The 17,735-nt window shown below is 46.1% G+C and carries 16 protein-coding genes, 5 pseudogenes and 1 riboswitch; of the genes and pseudogenes, 13 read left to right on the top strand and 8 right to left on the bottom strand.

From position 1 onward, the window contains the following. Positions 1-121: 121 nt before the first annotated feature. Both J0L70_RS06575 and J0L70_RS06570 read left to right on the top strand, forming a co-directional pair. Positions 122-1,513, top strand: coding sequence for an MBL fold metallo-hydrolase (locus J0L70_RS06575; protein WP_287453662.1), 1,392 nt, complete (start codon positions 122-124; stop codon positions 1,511-1,513). Positions 1,514-1,692: 179 nt separating this feature from the next. Further along, complete coding sequence (locus J0L70_RS06570) at positions 1,693-2,052, top strand: ArsR/SmtB family transcription factor (protein WP_287453660.1); 360 nt, start codon at positions 1,693-1,695, stop codon at positions 2,050-2,052. A 180-nt stretch (positions 2,053-2,232) separates the two neighbouring features. On the opposite strand, the pseudogene J0L70_RS06565 reads toward J0L70_RS06570, so the two are convergent. The 3 genes and pseudogenes from J0L70_RS06565 to J0L70_RS06550 all read right to left on the bottom strand — a co-directional run bounded on the left by J0L70_RS06565 (position 2,233) and on the right by J0L70_RS06550 (position 4,212). Then, a pseudogene (locus J0L70_RS06565) lies at positions 2,233-2,794 on the bottom strand (DUF305 domain-containing protein). Between the two features lie 31 nt (positions 2,795-2,825). Then, positions 2,826-3,903 (bottom strand): annotated as a pseudogene (locus J0L70_RS31970) (ISAs1 family transposase). A 30-nt stretch (positions 3,904-3,933) separates the two neighbouring features. After that, complete coding sequence (locus J0L70_RS06550; RefSeq protein ID WP_287453656.1) at positions 3,934-4,212, bottom strand: hypothetical protein; 279 nt, start codon at positions 4,210-4,212, stop codon at positions 3,934-3,936. Between the two features lie 174 nt (positions 4,213-4,386). On the opposite strand from J0L70_RS06550, the pseudogene J0L70_RS31965 reads away from it, so the two are divergent. The 7 genes and pseudogenes from J0L70_RS31965 to J0L70_RS06520 all read left to right on the top strand — a co-directional run. After that, a pseudogene (locus tag J0L70_RS31965) lies at positions 4,387-4,518 on the top strand (ArsR/SmtB family transcription factor); the annotation flags it as partial. Between the two features lie 150 nt (positions 4,519-4,668). Continuing rightward, a complete protein-coding gene (locus tag J0L70_RS06545) occupies positions 4,669-5,271 on the top strand; it encodes a cation efflux transmembrane domain-containing protein (RefSeq protein WP_287453654.1) in 603 nt (200 codons plus the stop codon). Between the two features lie 47 nt (positions 5,272-5,318). Further along, positions 5,319-5,999, top strand: a complete 681-nt coding sequence (locus tag J0L70_RS06540; protein WP_287453652.1) for a response regulator transcription factor — start codon at positions 5,319-5,321, stop codon at positions 5,997-5,999. Between the two features lie 130 nt (positions 6,000-6,129). Further along, positions 6,130-6,426: a PepSY domain-containing protein gene (locus tag J0L70_RS06535; protein WP_287453650.1), complete on the top strand. Its 297-nt coding sequence runs from the start codon at positions 6,130-6,132 to the stop codon at positions 6,424-6,426. Positions 6,427-6,459: 33 nt separating this feature from the next. Continuing rightward, complete coding sequence (locus tag J0L70_RS06530) at positions 6,460-7,041, top strand: FkbM family methyltransferase (protein WP_287453648.1); 582 nt, start codon at positions 6,460-6,462, stop codon at positions 7,039-7,041. 278 nt (positions 7,042-7,319) lie between these two features. Further along, a complete protein-coding gene (locus J0L70_RS06525; protein WP_287453647.1) occupies positions 7,320-8,582 on the top strand; it encodes a glycosyltransferase family 4 protein in 1,263 nt (420 codons plus the stop codon). Positions 8,583-8,791: 209 nt separating this feature from the next. Further along, positions 8,792-9,517 (top strand): annotated as a pseudogene (locus tag J0L70_RS06520) (bifunctional sterol desaturase/short chain dehydrogenase); the annotation flags it as partial. Between the two features lie 192 nt (positions 9,518-9,709). Here J0L70_RS06520 and J0L70_RS06515 read toward each other — a convergent pair. Next, positions 9,710-10,957, bottom strand: a complete 1,248-nt coding sequence (locus J0L70_RS06515) for a sensor histidine kinase (protein ID WP_287453646.1) — start codon at positions 10,955-10,957, stop codon at positions 9,710-9,712. 228 nt (positions 10,958-11,185) lie between these two features. Beyond that, a pseudogene (locus tag J0L70_RS06510) lies at positions 11,186-11,762 on the bottom strand (transposase); the annotation flags it as partial. A 94-nt stretch (positions 11,763-11,856) separates the two neighbouring features. Between J0L70_RS06510 and J0L70_RS06505 the strand changes: the two are divergent. Beyond that, entirely contained in the window at positions 11,857-12,138 is a 282-nt protein-coding gene (locus J0L70_RS06505; RefSeq protein WP_287453644.1) for a hypothetical protein, read from the top strand. Between the two features lie 11 nt (positions 12,139-12,149). Next, the gene (locus tag J0L70_RS31960; RefSeq protein ID WP_353736616.1) at positions 12,150-12,335 is read left to right on the top strand and encodes a hypothetical protein; all 186 of its coding nucleotides are present in this window, start codon (positions 12,150-12,152) and stop codon (positions 12,333-12,335) included. Here the strand turns inward: J0L70_RS31960 and J0L70_RS06500 are convergent. Together J0L70_RS06500 and J0L70_RS06495 are read right to left on the bottom strand one after the other, a co-directional pair. Then, the gene (locus J0L70_RS06500; protein WP_287453643.1) at positions 12,309-13,502 is read right to left on the bottom strand and encodes a hypothetical protein; all 1,194 of its coding nucleotides are present in this window, start codon (positions 13,500-13,502) and stop codon (positions 12,309-12,311) included. The genes J0L70_RS31960 and J0L70_RS06500 overlap by 27 nt on opposite strands. A gap of 19 nt (positions 13,503-13,521) precedes the next feature. Next, the gene (locus J0L70_RS06495; protein WP_287453641.1) at positions 13,522-13,713 is read right to left on the bottom strand and encodes a CbtB-domain containing protein; all 192 of its coding nucleotides are present in this window, start codon (positions 13,711-13,713) and stop codon (positions 13,522-13,524) included. A 20-nt stretch (positions 13,714-13,733) separates the two neighbouring features. Next, positions 13,734-13,884: riboswitch (cobalamin riboswitch) on the bottom strand. Positions 13,885-14,125: 241 nt separating this feature from the next. Here J0L70_RS06495 and J0L70_RS06490 point away from each other — a divergent pair. Next, on the top strand, positions 14,126-15,439 hold the full coding sequence (locus J0L70_RS06490) for an Nramp family divalent metal transporter (RefSeq protein ID WP_287453639.1): 1,314 nt from the start codon (positions 14,126-14,128) through the stop codon (positions 15,437-15,439). Positions 15,440-15,657: 218 nt separating this feature from the next. Then, positions 15,658-16,818, top strand: a complete 1,161-nt coding sequence (locus tag J0L70_RS06485; RefSeq protein WP_287453638.1) for a glycosyltransferase family 4 protein — start codon at positions 15,658-15,660, stop codon at positions 16,816-16,818. Here J0L70_RS06485 and J0L70_RS06480 read toward each other — a convergent pair. Then, positions 16,815-17,735, bottom strand: coding sequence for a decaprenyl-phosphate phosphoribosyltransferase (locus J0L70_RS06480; RefSeq protein ID WP_287453636.1), 921 nt, complete (start codon positions 17,733-17,735; stop codon positions 16,815-16,817). The genes J0L70_RS06485 and J0L70_RS06480 overlap by 4 nt on opposite strands.

The following is a 17,735-nucleotide window of genomic DNA, read 5'->3' as shown; positions in this document are numbered from 1 at the left end:
AGACAAGGATGGTGGTTGCTGTAGTAAGCCGAATCATTTCCAATGAGTGCATTGCTCATACGACCTCTACTGCATTCCAAACTATAGAACGCTGAGAAACCTAAATTGAGGATGAAGAATTATGGCACTTGTGTTTGAGCAAATTAATGTTGAGGGATTGGCTCACCTGTCCTACCTGATTGGCGATGACAAAGCAGGCGTAGCGGCAGTAATTGATCCCCGTCGCGATGTCAACATCTACCTTCAACGATCACGCGAATTAGGCGTAAAAATCACACACATTCTTGAAACCCACATTCATGCTGATTTCGTCTCCGGTTCTCATGAATTGAAAGCTCGAACTAGCGCACCAATCTATGGCGGCAAGAGTGAAGCTTATCAATTTGACCTACATCAACTCGCTGAAGGCGATGAACTCCACTTGGGCAATGTCACCTTACGGACGGTGCATACACCCGGACATACTCCAGAACATCTTTCCTTTCTGGTATTCGATGCAAAACAAGGAGCAGAACCCTTCAGCATTTTTACAGGCGATACGTTGTTTAATCTTGATGTGGGGCGACCAGACCTGCTAGGCGGCGGCAGTGAAAAACAACTCGCGGCGCAACTCTATCATTCGTTGTTTGACAAATTGCTACCACTGGGCGATCGCATCGAACTGTATCCGTCACACGGAGCTGGCTCTTCTTGTGGAAAATCGATTGGAGATCGCCGACAAAGCACGATTGGCAACGAGCGCATTTTCAATCCTGCCTTTCAAGAGCGCTCTGAATCGGAATTTGTCGAGTGGATTTTGAGTGGAATGCCCGAACCACCCCGATTCTATGCTCGACTCAAGAAAGTCAATGCCAAAGGCGCACCGATTAAAGGAGATGTTCCCGTACTTCCTCCCCTATCTCCCAAGGAATTTCAGGAACGAATGAAAGATGAGAATACGATCGTAATTGATGCACGATCGATCCTCGCATTTGGCGGTGGACACATTCCGGGAGCGATCAACATTGCATTACGCCCAGAGTTTCCCATCTGGATGGGCTGGATGGTAGAACCCGATCAGCAAATTCTGCTTGTGCTAGAAAGTGAGCGGGGCGTGCAATTAGCGTCTGAGCAGCTATTCCGCCTTGGTTATGACAAGGTGATTGGCTATTTGCACGATGGGATGACTTCCTGGCAAAATGTAGGACTACCGCTGCAACGAGTGCAAGAATGGACGGTTCACGAGTTGAATGAGCATCAACACGACGCTGATTTAATCGTGTTAGATGTTAGAGGCAATGATGAATACAAGAACGGAAGAGTTCCAGGAGCGCAACACATCTACGTTCCGCATTTGGAGGAACAGCTCGATGAGCTAGACAGAACTAAGAGAATTGCAATGTATTGTGGGAGTGGATACCGTGCTTCGATCGCAGCTAGTATGCTGCAAAAAAACGGATTTGAGAACGTGGTGAATGTCCCTGGATCTTGGTTAGCATGGAAAGCTGCCGAACTTCCTGTGGAGCAACCGTAGCTGGAAGAAACCAAGTTCACAATTCCTGTCTAGCAATTTTCCCAATCAAGGGATGAGGGTATATCCTTCAGGACTCATCCCTCATCTCAATTTACGAGTTGCAGGAACGAAACTCGTATCCCTAACTTTGAAGCTTTTTATACTATAATATTACCATACTGTTATACAAAAACATAGACATGGCTAGGCGACAAATTTTGCAAGCTTCTCCGACAGTATTAGCTCCCGTTGCAGATTACTTCAAAGTTTTATCTGAAGTCAGTCGGCTTCAGGTGCTGTGTAGCCTTAAATCGGGAGCCAAGAATGTTACTGAGATCATTGAAGAAACGGGACTCGGACAAGCTAATGTGTCTAAGCATCTAAAGATCCTGGCTCAATCAGGTCTAGTCTCTCGTCAACCTCATGGTGTGAGTGTTTACTATAAGATCACAGACCCCCTGATTTTCGAGCTATGTGAATTAGTATGCGATCGACTGGCAGTTCGATTGAAAGAACAATCGCAACAGATCAAGCAATTAGATACCTTACGTCAGAAGTAAGATGTAGCTAGTTTCGCCTTTGTACTCGATTGATGTGAGTTCAATAAAATCATTTGCTACGTATCATCATACTCGTGATTTTCAGTTGCGGAATCTTAAAGCAAAGGTTTGCCTTTATTACGGCAGCTTTCGCTTGAATTCACTACCCGCCGACTCCACATCCCTCATTTCCTCACCTCCTCATCTTGCCCGTTCTGTGGTTGCCATGATTGAGAATCGCTGTAAATTCATCCACTGGGAATTGGTTTGATACCAAATTTGATACCATTGCCGCATCCGACTAATTTCAGACGTTTGAGTATCAGTCATTGCCTGAGCCAGTTTTTGGATTTCAGGACGCTGACTGTTACTTAGCACCATCTGAGCCATCATCACCCCCATCTGATGATGAGGAATCATTTGTTGAATAAACCCTTGATCGAAGTCAGGTGCATTTTGTAGAGCAGATATATTCGTTCCTCTCCAGCCTCTATGCACACAGCAGCCCATCCTTGATTCCCACTGCTGATCCCAGCCATCCCAGTCTCGGTACACCCCCAATCCACAACCCCAAACAGGCTGCTGATTGTTACCTTGAGTCCGTTGATTCCAGTGCCACCCCCTACCAGGTCCCCAAGCAGGAACATCTGTGTCGTACCACTGCTTGTATAAGTCCGACATTTGCTGAATTTCACGAGTTTGAGTCGTTAGCCAGTTGTTTGACCTCCGAGCGTTCTGATCGACTTGCAGCTAAGTCTGCCATTGCGATCGCCCCTTCATGGTGCAGGGCTAGTTTATTGACAGAAGGAAAAGAGGCAGTCGATGTTATGAGCGACTGCGCGAATGCCTTTGGTCAGGGATGCGAAGCCGTTGAGTCGCAGGAGATTAACCGCGATCGTCCGGAGGATTGCCATGTTTTCAGGCGCATGACCGGAACACATCGGGGCAGTATCTTCTTTGAGGACGACATCTTTGCCCCAGTGCAGTCGATTTTCGATCTGCCAATGGGCGCGAATCCATTCGCCGAGTTGTCGAGCCTCGACCGAGCGGGAGCTAATGTAAAACATGGTTTCGTGCATCGGTTCCGTGCCGCGCATGCCCGTGCGTTCGACGCGAATCAAGCGCTTTACCCCGGTCCAAACTGCCCCCAGGTCTGAAGGTGCAGATAGCACACTGACGGTGCGCTGCGTGATGCGGTCTCGAACCTGTTCGGTTTGGTCATCGACACTATCAGGGGTACGAGCCGCAAACTGAGCTTGCAGATAGTCATACAGCTTCGGTTGGTTGCCCTTGACGGCGATGAGGTAGTCATTCCCGCTCTCGATGATTTGCTCCACTGTTTTTTTGGGTGTGCAAGGCATCCAAACTCAAGCAAACGCCTTTGACATGCAGGACTTCCAGCAATTGCAGCACCGTGGCGATCTCACTCTGCTCAGCATTGTGCATCGGCATCAAACCGACCACCACCCCAGAACGCACCGCAAAGGCAGACACGACATTGACGAAATCTTGCAAATGCGTGTCATATGCCACGACACTCGCTTTAATCCCTTTACCATCCACAGCGAGTTGCTCGCCCGCTTGCAGGTCCACCGTTGTGATTGCCCAAGCATTGAAAGCTTCGGTCAACGACTCAAACGGAACGCGCTCAATCACTTTGCGGAGCGTCGAATACGAGGGCAAGCGGTTGTAAGGTAGCTCTAGTAATTCGAGTAATGCGGCTTGATGTCGTCCCACAAACTCTTCGAGCGCCCGATAGCTCGTACAGCCACTCAACACCCCCATGAGGATGAGCAGCAGAATCACCCATAGCTCATAGCGCGGTTGGGTGCGGAAGTCCCGCACTTGCTTGAGATGCTCAATCAGGCTCATGGTCGGATGGGGAGAGAAACAACACTGCAATTATGCTTTTTCTCCCCTCAATAAACTAGCCCTGCCTTCATGGTGGGGAATCATCATGACAATGAAGTGCTGCTCTGGACAGCTCATCATGCCTAACATAATAGAAGGCGCGTTGCCAGAAGGCGAAGATTGTGAAGAGGTAGGTTGAGGCTGAGCAGATGCTCCTGTTGTGAGAGTTGCCTGGGGAGCAGTTTTGAACAAAGCTAACGTGACAAACGCGGTAGCAACCCTACCCGTGAAGAGACCAGCAAGGCTATAGACCAGTAGTTTTCTGTCCATATTTATTTGCCTCTGCGTTTCCTAATCGTTTCTGATATTGATCATGTCAAGATCTGATGATATGATGATGTTGACAAATAAAAACTTAACATTGAACCCAATGCTTCTTACCCCTCAAACTTAATCAACTAGCCTAAGAGTAAAACTCTTCCGGGGGGTTCCGCTCCTTCACGCCTAGCCATCTTGGAGGTGCTGCGAACAGGTTCGCGGACAGTTGGCAAAATCGTTGAGGCTACGGGATTAACCCAATCGAATGCATCGAATCATCTAGGTTGTTTGGGGGAAGTATGTCAATTATCAGCTTAGTGATCCACGAGTGGTTGAGATGTTAGAACTTGCGGATGACTATTGGCAGATGTCGTAAAAGGTGTTTATGAATGCACCCGCTACAACTGCTCTAAGAAAGATTAACAATTTCTACACTTTAGATAAGTCATCTATCGACAAGGAGGCTCAATGTCAGATTGTGGTTGCGAGTTTGAGGCAAAAAACAAAGCACAGCGTCAAGTTCTAAAGATACTTTTCGCTGCCAATGCAGCCATGTTTATCATTGGCATTACTGCTGGAACTTTAGCCCGTTCGACTGCTCTTGTTGCTGATTCCCTCGATATGCTTGCCGACGCAGCAGTTTTTGGAATTTCGCTTTATGTCATTGGTAAATCACAAGCGAAAAAAATCCGTGCAGCTTTTCTCAGTGGTATCTTTCAAACTACCTTAGCAAGCCTCGTTTTAGTTGATGTCTTTAAACGAGCAATCTTTGGCAGTGAGCCAGAATCCAATCTAATGATAGGAATTGCTCTCTTATCCTTGATGATCAATTCGTATTGTATGTTTCTAATGTCTAAACATCGCCATGAAGAAGTTCATATGCGGTCAAGTTGGATTTTTCTGAGCAACGATGTGATTGCAAATTTTGGTGTCATTGTTGCTGGTTTGCTTGTGTCTCTGTTTAATTCACGATTTCCTGATTTAGTCATTGGCTTCATCATTGCAATCGTCGTAATCCGAGGCGGAACCAATATCATTCGAGAGGCACAACGCGAAAAAGTAAAACAGTAGTACAGATTTCCAGGTTCAATTGCCTTAAAGTTAAACCCTCCAGCAATATGAGAATTCTGCTTGTTGAAGATGATGATTTAATTGCTAAACCGCTTGCTAAAGATATCCGATATCAAAACCATATCATTGAAGTGGTAAGTGATGGTATTACAGGCTGGGAGTACGCGCAATCTAACTCTTACGATTTGATTCTTTTAGATTTGATGCTACCTCGACTTGACGGCATTACTTTATGCAAGCGGTTGCGTGCGGCTGGCTGTACTGCCTTTATCTTGATGTTAACCGCAAGAGATACGACCACTGATAAAGTAATTGGGCTTGATGCAGGTGCGGATGACTACCTAGTTAAACCCTTCGACTTAGAGGAGTTAGCTGCACGAATCCGGGCTTTGTCACGGAGAAGTTTAGAAGTTCAAACGCCAATTCTCAACCGAGGAAATTTGCGCCTCAATCCTAGTTGTCGAACGGTTTTTTACAAGGAGACTCTTTTGTCGCTCACTCCAAAAGAATACATGATTCTAGAGTGTTTGATGAAAAATTCAGCACAAGTGTTTACACGCTCTGTTCTACTAGACAAGCTTTGGGAATTTGATCGATCGTCGGGCGAGGAGACGATTAAAACTCATATTACGAATCTGCGCCGTAAGTTAAAGGACGCAGGATGTTCAGAAACTGTAATTGCGACAGTTCACGGTATTGGATACCGTTTTGCGATCGAAGGGCAGTAGAAAAGTAAGGAGATCGTACTCAACGAAGCGTTCAATATTTCTCTAGAAATTTGATTGCAAATCTTTCCAAAATCTTGACTTCTGCTTCCTATAGTAAAGTCACAAACCCAGATTAAGGAGAGATTACACCATGAAAACGCTAAGTAAGATTGCTCTAGTTGGATTGGTCAGTGTTGCTGGTTTCGTTGGACTCGGAAAGCTGGCATCAGCACAGCAGGCATCTCAAACGGTGACAACTGCTCCTCAAGTCCCAATTCAGCAAGCGGTTCAAACCGCAGAAGCCACTCTAAAAGGCAAAGCCACTCGCGCTGAATTGATCAAGGAGGGGAATGCGTTTGTGTATGAAGTAGAGGTTGATAGGCAGCAAGCGGCGATCGATGCAACCAGCGGTCAAGTGATCGAGACTTACGCATCCTGCATTTTGTAGTCACACTCGAACAGAACAGACAAGAGGTATTCTATGAGAAAGATTTTCATTGATTGTGGAAGCAATGTTGGCAAAGTGTTAGAACGAGCTATCAGGAGACGTTCTGAATTTGAGTTCTTTGCTTTTGAACCCAACGCTGATTTGATTCCTACAATTTCTACCCGGATTGAAAAGCATCCTGATACAAAGGTTGAGGTGTACAACAAAGCGGTTTGGACTCACAACAATGGGCTGAGTTTTTTTGTTGGTCATCCTGAAACCTCTAGTGTCATGCCTGATAAGCGTGTTCCACTTATCTATGGTAGACAGCTTGATTACGCAAATCCTCGGCACGTAGAGAGCATGGATTTCAGTCAATGGATTTTGAACAATTTTGATCTATCCGATCACATTGTTGTCAAAATGGATATTGAAGGTGCTGAATATCCTGTTCTTGAGAAGATGATTGAGGATGGCTCGATTTACTACATCAACAAGCTGTATGTTGAGTGGCACTGGTACAAGATCGGCGGTGTTTCTCAAGCTCGACACAAGGAGTTGATGGCGCGATTAGAGTGGATCACTCGATTGAAGCGCCATTATGCTTGGAATGCATTGAACTATTTTGCTGCATAACGCTTTCTTGATAGCTGATTCTATGTCTAGAAGAGGCGAATAGTGATTAGGTCAGCAAAGTAATCAGTCGTCATTACCTCACACTCAATCTATGCTCTCCAACTTCCAATCTGATGAAAGTTGGAGAGCTTTCTCAAACGATGTTTCAGAAGCCATCAACCTGGTATATTTCACATGCCAATGATGACCCTCAAACATAGAAAGCTTAACCCTCAAAGATCTGTTGTTTCTATCACCTTAAGCTTCACTTAACTCTTAGTTTCTATAACTAAACTCAAATGCACATCGCTTGGCTTGGCAAGAAAACGCCATTTTGCGGCAACGTTACCTACAGTCGAGAAGTTACAAACGCTCTGTTAGATCGCGAACATCAAGTCAGTTTCTTCCATTTTGCACAGGAAGAAGCAATCCCCTATAACTTTCTCGATCTTAGAGAAAATCAGATTCCGTTCTTATATAGATCGCAGATTTATACGATTCCCACCTCAAAATCTGCCAAAATTCTGGAACAAGCGCTTAAAAATCTCGCGTCAAAACCAGATATTGTCCATGCTTCGCTAACATTATCGCCGCTTGATTTCATGCTGCCTGAGATTTGTCAGGCGTTGAATTTGCCTTTGGTGGCGACGTTTCATCCCGCATTCGATCGCAAACTTCGTAACATTACATCAGGGACTCAATACCTGATGTATCGGCTTTATGCACCCTCTTTGGCGAAATACGATCGAGTCATTATCTTCTCCGGAGTTCAACGTGATTTATTAATCAAGCTAGGTGTTCCAGCAGAAAGAATTGCGGTGATTCCAAACGGCGTTGATAACGAGAGATACTCGCCCGGAGCTTCATCGTTCAAAGCTCAATTAGGCGTAAAACGATTGTTTTTGTATCAAGGTCGAATTGCACCTGAAAAGAACGTTGAATCGCTGCTGAAGGCTTGGAAACAGGCAAATATGGGCGATGATTGTAAGCTTGTGATTGTTGGAAATCATGGCAAACTCGCGGATTTGTTGATTCCGTTTTATGGGGAAGAACAGGGGATCAAATGGCTCGGATTTTTAGCGGATGAACGCGATCGCGTTAACGTTCTTCGCAGCACTGATGTCTTTATTTTGCCTTCGTTAGTTGAGGGATTATCGCTTTCGCTCTTAGAAGCAATGGCATGTGGGGTTGCGTGTGTTGCGACAGATGCGGGGGCAGATGGGGAAGTTCTCGAAGATGAGGCGGGAATTGTGTTGGAAACTCAGCGGGTGACTTCACAGCTTAGAGTGTTATTCCCACAGCTTCGGGATCATGAGAGTTGGACGAGACTACTTGGAGAGAACGCTAGACAGCGTGTAGAAGAGCGGTATACCTTGAGCAATAACATTTCTCAGGTCGAAGCACTCTATGAAGATCTGCTAAGAGAACATCGTCATCATCAGCGAGTTCCAGTGTTGAATCGGCTTCCTTCGATTTGGCGATCAACTGCTTTCGATCTGCTGCGTAGACGATATCCGATCTCAATCGAATTGTCGATCGATCGACAATTCTCAATATTCTGAATTCCCGCCTGCTTCGCTGCTTCTCAAACCAAAGCCTATCGTCCAGATTTAACGATCGCCAGTTCACAACCATACCAGCGAGGGCAACTTCATAATGATGATAATGATGTTTCAGAAGCGATGGCAATGTTTAGTGCGCCCACGCTGCTGCTGTAAATCGTACCTATCACTGGCGACATCATTTCGATCAACCGAATGCTTATTTCTATGGTCACTTTACAATCATAGGCAAAATGCTAGGAGCCAGTTTGTCTCTAAAAAATAAGGTTGTGGCGATCACGGGTGCATCTGGGACACTCGGACAGGCATTGGTCACAGAGTTAACGAAACATGGGGCACGAGTGGTAGCGCTGACCACGAACGATACGGCTCAATTTGATTCTAAAGTCGAAGTCTTGCAGTGGCGGATTGGAGCCGAAGAAGAACTGCGATCGCGCCTCCAGAAAGTCGATATTTTCATTCTCAATCATGGCGTAAATGTGCATGGCGATCGCTCACCAGAGGCGATCCAGAAGTCTTATGAAGTGAACACCTTCTCAACTTGGAAGCTGGCGGAGTTGTTCTTAGACACCGTAACCGAATCCTCGCACAAAGCTCTCAAAGAGCTTTGGATTAACACTTCAGAGGCGGAGGTCAACCCGGCATTTAGTCCTTTATACGAACTCTCGAAGCGGACGTTGGGCAATTTGATCACGATGCGACGACTCGATGCGCCCTGTATTATTCGCAAGCTGATTCTGGGTCCGTTTAAGAGTCAATTGAACCCTTATGGAGTGATGTCGGCATCGAATGTCGCTTGGGCGATCGTGGCTCTGGCAAAACGCAATTTTCAGGACATCATCGTGACGATCAATCCGATTACCTATGTGCTGTTCCCGATTAAAGAGACAATGCAATCGTTATATTTTCGGATGTTTACGCGATCGAACCGCTAAGAGAATGTTTGAAACGTATAGGTTGTCTCTTCGCTGCAATGATAGTAAAGCCTACTGAAGTAAATTCAGCGCGAGTTTTAAATTCGGACTTTCGTTGATTAGCCCGATCTGCTATTTCAGGGCTGGATTTTGCCACAAACGACACTGTTCAAACAGCCTTTCAGATCAAGGCAACTATCTGAGCGGCTCTGTTTATTGTGTTTCAGGAACTGCATTGGGTAAGCGTACAGTAAAACAGCTGCCATCTCCAAGCTGACTTGCGACTGCAATAGAGCCATTGTGCTGTTCAGCAATTATTTTAGAGATTGCTAAGCCCAAGCCTGATTTTCCGTCTTTGTGAGAACGCGACTGATCAGCACGCCAAAACCGTTCAAAAATATGTTCAAGATGTTCTGGTGCAATTCCTACACCCGTATCTTGAATGCTCACACAGATTTGAGAAGCAATTCGACTCGCCCTGATTTCCACAGATCCGGACGAAGAGGTGTAGTACAGCGCGTTATCTAGCAAATTCCGAAACAATCGGGTCAACTCGCTGCTGTTACCAACTACGTGTAAAGGGTGAGTAATTTGAGTTCTCAAGTGAATGCTTCGAGCGATCGCTTGAGAGTGGTACTGTTTTGCCAAACTTTCTAAAAGTGCTGCTAAATCGACTGTGTTCCAACTTTGGCAAGGGATAGTATCACGAGCCAATAGTAACAAGTCCTCCGTAAGGCGAGTCATTTGATCAGCCGCTAGTAGAATTGTCTGAAATTCCTCAGCATCATCAGAGCGCATCGCTTCTGGATGGCGCATCGCAACTTGTGCACTCGCTTTAATCGCCATCAGAGGACTACGAAGTTCATGTGACGCATCTGCCGTGAATTGCTTTAAGCGCTGATAGCTCTTTTCAACGGGCTGCATCGCCTGACGAGTCAGAATAAATCCACCTATGCCACTAAGCACTAAAGCGATTACCATTCCACTTGCCAATCCCCAATCCAACTCACCGAGGACGCTATCGCGCTCCTCTAGAGTCTGACTTGCTCTCACATACCCAATCACCTGATTATTACTGCCGTTGATAATCGGTAATGTTACGACTTGAATATAAGTGTCATTATTCTCTTGAATTTGTACAGGCGCATTGTCCAAGAGAGGCGATGCGATTGTAGCTTTGCCTTGTTGAGTGATTAATTCTCTTCGCAAATTGAACCACTGTAAAGCTTGATCTTGCCTCATTAAATTTTGTACAGACTGTAAATTCTCAAGTTTGAGACGATTTCCCTCAAGCCTTGCATTCACAGCAGCACTTCTTCCTAGTAATGTAAGTTTGTCTGTAATTTGCTGCTTCATGTTGTAGATAAAAGCAACTCGAATTGTGATCGCAAATGTTCCCAGAGTGAGGGTAAGAACTCCCACGTAGGAAAAAAGCAATCGGTAGTAAATTCTTTGAAACATATTTAGCAGCTAAGTACAGGACAAAAAACTGAGGGCTTGTGACCATCGCTGTGATGGGATTTCAGGCATCAGCAATAGGCGGCTAATGTAATCTAACTCATACCGGAACAGACTCACTAGTTTGCGACCATAATTCTTGATGAGAATCGGTTTTTGTTGGTCTAACCATTCTCCTGTCCGGAGCGCCTAGCACAATGCCAGCGCTAACAGTGCAATCAACTTGCTGACGATGATCTCGCGCCGATAGCGGATTTCGGTGTCGCCATTGCGGGCATGTACGAGTGAAGGTTTCCCAAGGCTCTGCCGTTACGTCTTGGTCTTCGGGCAGCCAAAACGCCGTGATTCGAGCGAATTGCCACAATGCAAGGCAACTTCAGCGACACGAGCGTCAAAATAAAGTTGGAGTGCTGATTTGCATACAGTCGCTCTCACCGTACAAGCTATCTGCTAGCACCAAGTCAAACTGAAATCCCATTGCTGTCAGTTCGCGCATCATCGCGGCAGCAATTTGCGGTTTTGTCTGGTAGACTTCTCCAGCTTTGAGCCGTTCTCTGGGCTTAAACGCCTCAAAGCACAACGGTAAAATCATGCCCTTGAACAGTCCATAAGCAGTCACCGCAACAATGCCATTTTCTCGCTTGCCCACATTCCCGATGTACTGCCGTTTCACATAATCCGTACTGTTGCCCTTCTTGCAGTCTCCCGTTTCATCAATCAACAGAATCAACGACTGTCCTTGGATCAGTTCTAAAATCAGTTCTAATCGGCGTTGTCGTAGGTGTTTCACTGACCAAGGTGTTTGGGCTGCGTGACACGCTGTTTCTAGTTGAACTAGGAGAACCGGACTTTGGAGCCATAGTCTTTCGCTGTTAGCAGGGTCAGGGCATCTATTCTCAGATTTGATTACGCTCGGAGTCACGCTACTAGCGACTTGGTTCACACAACGCCGCACTGCAAGCCAAACTGCAATCAGTCAAAATAGACGACTTGAAGCTGGGATTGCTTTGCTTAATGGAGTCAGCTTAGCGATCGTTGCGATCCTTCTCAGATCAGAGGCGATCAAACATTTACAAAGCCCCAAACCTCTATTGGGCTTACCATTACTCGGTACAGCAGGACTCAATTTAATCACCAATGGTGTGAGGTTTATTGATTACACAATGACCATCATCACGATCTGAACCTGCGCGATGTGTTTTTGTATGAAGTTGCGGACGCAGCGAGTTCGACCGGGGTAATGGTCGCAGCTTTAGCAGTTTACTTCTTGAATTGGGTTTGGGTGGATGCTGAGATCGGCTTACTCGTTGCCTTACTGATTTGCCCTAGCACGATTTCTCTAGTAGCAGATAGTTTACGAGTTTCGAGGTATTGCTCTTGATGGAAGTCGCCGCTTATGCTGAATACTAAACCCAATCAGTAGTCCCACAACAATCAGACTCGTGAAATAAACTAATCCTGTCAACCGAACTTGAAGCGGAGGTACGACTCCTTCAACGTCGATCGTTTGCTCAACTTGAAAGGGCTGAAACTTCCGAACTGCATTGGAACTCGGAGAAGCCTCCACGTCGATTTTATGCGGCGCACCATCAAAAAATTGCTGCTGCCAGCTCAGTTGTCCAGTGGCATCACTGAGTCCCTCATAAGTAAAAGCAATCCAGTTGTTCTCAAGCTGAGACGTTGTTACTTTTAGCTGGACTTCTGAGACGGGCTGCTTAGTTTGAGCATCAATGACATTCACTTGCAATCGAGCAGGCTGACCGACGATCGCACTTTTATCTCCAGATAGTCGCATTTCAAGTCCTTGAACTTGCTTGACGGCTGGAGCATCTGATTCCGGGGCAGATTCAGTCCTGTGTGACATTGGCATCGACATCTCGGACTGTGCCATTTCTGCACTGACATTGACATAAAGAAGCGCCGCGATCGCAATAATCACCACCCCACTCAGCAACAATCGAACTCGTTGCGGCGCAATTTCTCCAGGCTGAATCGATTGCTGTCCACCGATAATCCAGCCGCCGAGTAAACCAACTGCAAGTAAGACAGCAGCTAAAATCGCGAAATTCCGGTACTTAATCCAGTTCTCAGGAATCGAGAGCGTTAGAGTTTGCTTCAAAGGGGTGAAAGCATTGGCGCTCTGTGGAGTCACATCGACCAATAGTTGGTAAGTTCCACGAATTGGAAAAGTTTGCTGAAGCTGCAATTTGCCTTGAGGCGCGATCGCATCAATGTCTAGTAGCTTTGTGCCTTCCACGATCGGGAAATCTGTAGTGAACCAGAAATTTTTAGGCGGTGTAAGAATCTGTACCCGAATTTTGGCATTGGGCAAAGGTTGCCCCGTTGCATCAACCGCTTCAAGTGTCAGACGTGCAGGCGGGTCATTGACCTCTGCCTCCGCCTCGAATGGAACGAGTTGATTGAGTGGCGGATCAGTCGTGAGGCGAATTGTCGATCGTGGAGTTTGAGAGAATCCCATCAGTCCATAGAACATCAAGCTCATTAGGCAAATCGCGCTAATGAACACAGAAAGCTTTAATTTTGGCATTACGACCTCGCAAGTGTTGTTAGTGACAAGAAACCATCAGCGTGTGATGCCGAAGCGAATGTACCTTGTCATGAGCCGCTGGATAAGTCGTAAAGTAGATCGTCCAGAGAATTAAAGCACAGAGCGAAACGTAAAGCGTTGCTTGCACGGGCGTAGAGAGCGTGAAGCGAATGGCTTGCTGAGAAAAAGACGAATGCGATCGAGTAATCATTCTGTACCTCGCAGATGAATTGGAGCCTTGAGAAATCGGCGGGCATCCTGGCTGGTCAATCTTGAATTCATGATTGATTTACAGTTGCGGGACAGCGTTGGATTTGCACCAAACTTTCCCCTTTACTTCTGACGGCTGCTCCCCATCAGAACCGATCGTGCTTGTCACTCTACCGCGTTTTTGACGATCGCTTCGCTTTGTTAACCATTTTTATAGGGGATGAGTGCGATCGCTCTTATCTCTCTCGAAGGGCAAGTCGTCACCTCCATCATTCAACCCTTTAGAAGCATGAAACTCGATCGCGCTGTCCTTATATTTTCAAGCAGTGCCATTAAAAAATGAAAGAAAAATGAAAGGCTTTGACTTGAGATGGTACTGTTAAAAAATGAAAGAAAAATGAAAGGCTCAATTTATGTCACTTTCTGAACATCGCCCTAGTTTGCCAGAGGTGCATCGCAGCATTCCAATTCCAAACGCTAAAGGTTTTTGGCGTAAACTATTAGCCTTTGCTGGACCGGGGTATCTCGTTTCTGTTGGATACATGGACCCTGGTAACTGGGCGACTGACATTGCAGGCGGTTCAAAATTTGGCTACACGCTGTTGAGCGTTGTTTTACTCTCAAACTTGATGGCGATTTTGCTGCAATCCCTCTGTGTGCGGTTAGGAGTCGCAACGGGAAAGGATTTAGCTCAGGCGTGTCGAGACTACTTTTCTCCTCGAATTAGCTTTATTTTGTGGGTGCTGTGTGAGATTGCGATCGCGGCTTGCGATCTAGCCGAATTGCTTGGAAGTGCGATCGCACTTCAACTTCTATTTGGATTGCCTTTGATCTGGGGCGTATGTATCACGGCATTCGATGTTTTGGCGCTGCTCTTCCTACAAGGCAAAGGCTTTCGATACGTGGAAGGGTTAATTATTCTATTAGTTGCAACCGTTGGGATTTGCTTCGGTGCAGAAATTCTATTTTCTCGTCCTGATGTCGGTGGAATCCTACAAGGCTATGTGCCAAATCGTGAAATCCTGCGAAATCCTCAGATGCTTTATTTGGCGATCGGCATTCTTGGTGCTACAGTGATGCCACACAATTTGTATCTTCATTCCTCGATCGTCCAAACCCGCAATTGGCAACCCACTCCAAAGAAGCGATGGGAAGCGATTAAATTTGGAACCATTGATTCAACCGTTGCCCTTTCGTTTGCATTGTTCATCAATAGCGCGATTCTGATTGTTGCTGCTGCAACCTTTCACAGTTCTGGAAATCAGGATGTTGCTGAGATTCAAGATGCCTATCAACTTCTTTCACCGTTACTAGGAGTCAGTGCTGCGAGTGCTATTTTTGGGATTGCGTTACTCGCTTCTGGACAAAGTTCGACCTTGACTGCAACGCTAGCAGGTCAGATCGTGATGGAAGGCTTTCTACAAATCAAATTACTGCCGTGGATTCGTCGGTTAGCGACTCGATTGATTGCGATCGTACCTGCGTTGATTGCGATCGTCTTTTTTGGCGAACAAAGTACTGGCGGATTATTAGTTTTTAGCCAAGTCATTCTCAGCTTACAGCTATCGTTTGCGGTGATCCCGCTGGTGATGTTTACGAGCGATCGTCGATTGATGGGCGAGTTTGTCAATCCGCGTTGGCTCAAAGTCACAGCTTGGGCAGTTGCAATTTTGATTGCCGGATTAAATGCTTGGTTATTGATTCAAACCGTGGTGAACTGGATGTAGTAATCTTTATCGGGATTGCTATCCCATCGAAATTTCATGTGAATCATCTAAGTTTTAACTAACTGGCATCAATATTTCATCCTGATTTCATCTCCGAGTGAAATCATAGAAGTAAGCTTCTTGATTGAACTGAACGATCTGTATTGTGGTCTTAGTTTATAGGGCATGAGTGCAGGTTACATCGATCTCATTCAAATAGAATTTTACTTCAATGAAATATGAAAATTGCCTGTGTATCTATCTATGATCCCAAGCGAGAGAAAGATTTTGGCGTTTACACCCACCATTGGATTCCAACGCTCGAATCGCGATTTGAATCGGTTGACTACATCTATGATTTCAGGCATCCGCTGACCTATCCGACGATCGTTGCGAGAGCCGCTTACTACAAAAAATTGTTAAAGAAGTACTACAGCCCTCGTACTGATGCGATCTTGGTTCGGGATCAAGGACGACAACTGAGCCGCAAACTCTCGAAACTCAACATTGATGCAGTTCTGAGTTTAGAAAGTCCATCGGCACAGCCGATCGCCTACGTTGACACAGACAAGCCGATCGTCTTTTGGGAATCTGGTACATTTGCAGCATTAGTTGATTTCTACCCGTACTATCGCAGAAGTACCATGTGCGATCGCACCTTCGAGGATGGTCTAGCAAACGAGAGATCTGCCCTCGAACGCTGTCGGTTGGCGGTGTATCATTCCGAATGGGCAGCACAGAGCGCAATTCAAACGTACGGCATTGATTCCCGGAAAATCAGAATCGTTGCACCTGGCGGTAATTTTGAATCGAATTTCTCGATCGACGACGTAGATGCGGTCATTAATGCAAGACCCAGCGATCGCTGTAAGCTCCTCTTCTTAGGTGTAGATTGGGAGCGCAAAGGCGGAGACGTGGCGTTGAAGGTCGCAAAACAATTAAATGAAGCTGGACTGCCAGCAGAACTCTCGATCGTCGGTTGTGATCCGCCTTCTGATGAGCCGCTCCCAGACTTCGTGAAGCCTCTGGGGTTTATCTACAAGTGGAGTCCTGAAGGGCGCGAGAAAATGGCGAAGCTGCTTTCCGAATCGCACTTTCTAATTTTACCGACGATCGCAGATTGTTTCCCGTTAGTCTTTGGCGAAGTTAGCGCATTCGGACTGCCCTCACTCAGCACGAAAGTTGGAGGCGTTCCCGATGCCATCAAAGACGATTGGAACGGGAAAACCTTTGCGTTAGAAGCCAGCACGGATGAGTACTGCGCTTATATCATGAACTTGTTTACGAACTATCAAGCCTACAAGGAGTTAGCACGATCGACCTTTCAGGAACATGAAACCCGTTTGAATTGGCGAGTTGCAACAAAGACAGTGCAGCAACTCATGACAGAGATTCTTTAGCCGATCAATTTCATCGGAATCAGCCAGTTTTGATGCTTGAAAAACAAAATTAAGGCAATACTTAAGACCCAGCCAAGTAGGGTCAGTTGGAGGGGGCGATCGCTGAGTAAAATCTCTTCGGGTCGCTCTGCCTGTTCTTCTGAGTGAGCCTCACTGAGGTATTGATAGCGGAACACGCCATACAGCACAAATGGAACAGTTAAGAGCATCCAAGCAGTCGTTGCCCCACGCACTTGCTGTCCTGAACTCCAGAGTGTGTAAGCCATCACAGTACCAGTAGTCACTAAATTCTCCATGCGTTTGAGTAACGCGATCGAATAAAATTGCAGCACTGATCGCGTCTGTCGGGTTGATTTTCGCAGTTCTGCTTTGCGTTTTTCAATTGCCAGAAATAGCGCCAACATTCCGGTGCAAATCAAGAACCAAGGAGAAAGAACGACGAAAGTACTCGCGGCTCCAGCAAATGCGCGAAGAATGAAGCCACCTGCGATCGCGAAAATATCGAGAATCACGACATGCTTGAGCTTGAGATTGTAAGCAATTTGAAGCAAAGCATAAACTACAATTGCACCTCCCAAACCACGGCTATGCCACCAACCAATGAGCAGCGGAATTGAGAGCAACGCGATCGCGCTCAAAACCGCCAATGGAACCGAAACGAGTCCTGATGCGATTGGGCGATGGCGTTTAATCGGATGCAGTCGATCCGCTTTAATGTCAATCACATCATTGATTAAGTAGAAGCTACTAGAAACACAGCAGAAGAGAATAAAAGCGAGAGTGCTTCCTGCGATCGCATCAATTTGCACTCGAAATGCAAACAGCGGAGCCGCGAATACAATCAGATTCTTTGTCCATTGACGAGGGCGTAAAGCTGTGAGAAAAGCAGTTCCCCAAGCAAGCGAATAGACTTTCAT

It is taken from the genome of Leptolyngbya sp. UWPOB_LEPTO1 (assembly GCF_017302695.1).
Taxonomy (GTDB): Bacteria; Cyanobacteriota; Cyanobacteriia; order Leptolyngbyales; family Leptolyngbyaceae; genus Leptolyngbya; species Leptolyngbya boryana.
This window is presented reverse-complemented; position numbering and strand designations above follow the sequence as displayed.

What these genes read in the sequence shown, in the direction of transcription:
- J0L70_RS06490 (WP_287453639.1), top strand. Translation starts at nt 14,126, where the DNA reads ATGTCACTTTCTGAACATCGCCCTAGTTTGCCAGAGGTGCATCGCAGC.
- J0L70_RS06485 (WP_287453638.1), top strand. Translation starts at nt 15,658, where the DNA reads ATGAAAATTGCCTGTGTATCTATCTATGATCCCAAGCGAGAGAAAGAT.
- J0L70_RS06515 (WP_287453646.1), bottom strand. Translation starts at nt 10,957, where the DNA reads ATGTTTCAAAGAATTTACTACCGATTGCTTTTTTCCTACGTGGGAGTT.
- J0L70_RS06545 (WP_287453654.1), top strand. Translation starts at nt 4,669, where the DNA reads ATGTCAGATTGTGGTTGCGAGTTTGAGGCAAAAAACAAAGCACAGCGT.
- J0L70_RS06550 (WP_287453656.1), bottom strand. Translation starts at nt 4,212, where the DNA reads ATGGACAGAAAACTACTGGTCTATAGCCTTGCTGGTCTCTTCACGGGT.
- J0L70_RS06575 (WP_287453662.1), top strand. Translation starts at nt 122, where the DNA reads ATGGCACTTGTGTTTGAGCAAATTAATGTTGAGGGATTGGCTCACCTG.
- J0L70_RS06535 (WP_287453650.1), top strand. Translation starts at nt 6,130, where the DNA reads ATGAAAACGCTAAGTAAGATTGCTCTAGTTGGATTGGTCAGTGTTGCT.
- J0L70_RS06540 (WP_287453652.1), top strand. Translation starts at nt 5,319, where the DNA reads ATGAGAATTCTGCTTGTTGAAGATGATGATTTAATTGCTAAACCGCTT.
- J0L70_RS06530 (WP_287453648.1), top strand. Translation starts at nt 6,460, where the DNA reads ATGAGAAAGATTTTCATTGATTGTGGAAGCAATGTTGGCAAAGTGTTA.
- J0L70_RS06480 (WP_287453636.1), bottom strand. Translation starts at nt 17,735, where the DNA reads ATGAAAGTCTATTCGCTTGCTTGGGGAACTGCTTTTCTCACAGCTTTA.
- J0L70_RS06500 (WP_287453643.1), bottom strand. Translation starts at nt 13,502, where the DNA reads ATGCCAAAATTAAAGCTTTCTGTGTTCATTAGCGCGATTTGCCTAATG.
- J0L70_RS06495 (WP_287453641.1), bottom strand. Translation starts at nt 13,713, where the DNA reads ATGATTACTCGATCGCATTCGTCTTTTTCTCAGCAAGCCATTCGCTTC.
- J0L70_RS06525 (WP_287453647.1), top strand. Translation starts at nt 7,320, where the DNA reads ATGCACATCGCTTGGCTTGGCAAGAAAACGCCATTTTGCGGCAACGTT.
- J0L70_RS06570 (WP_287453660.1), top strand. Translation starts at nt 1,693, where the DNA reads ATGGCTAGGCGACAAATTTTGCAAGCTTCTCCGACAGTATTAGCTCCC.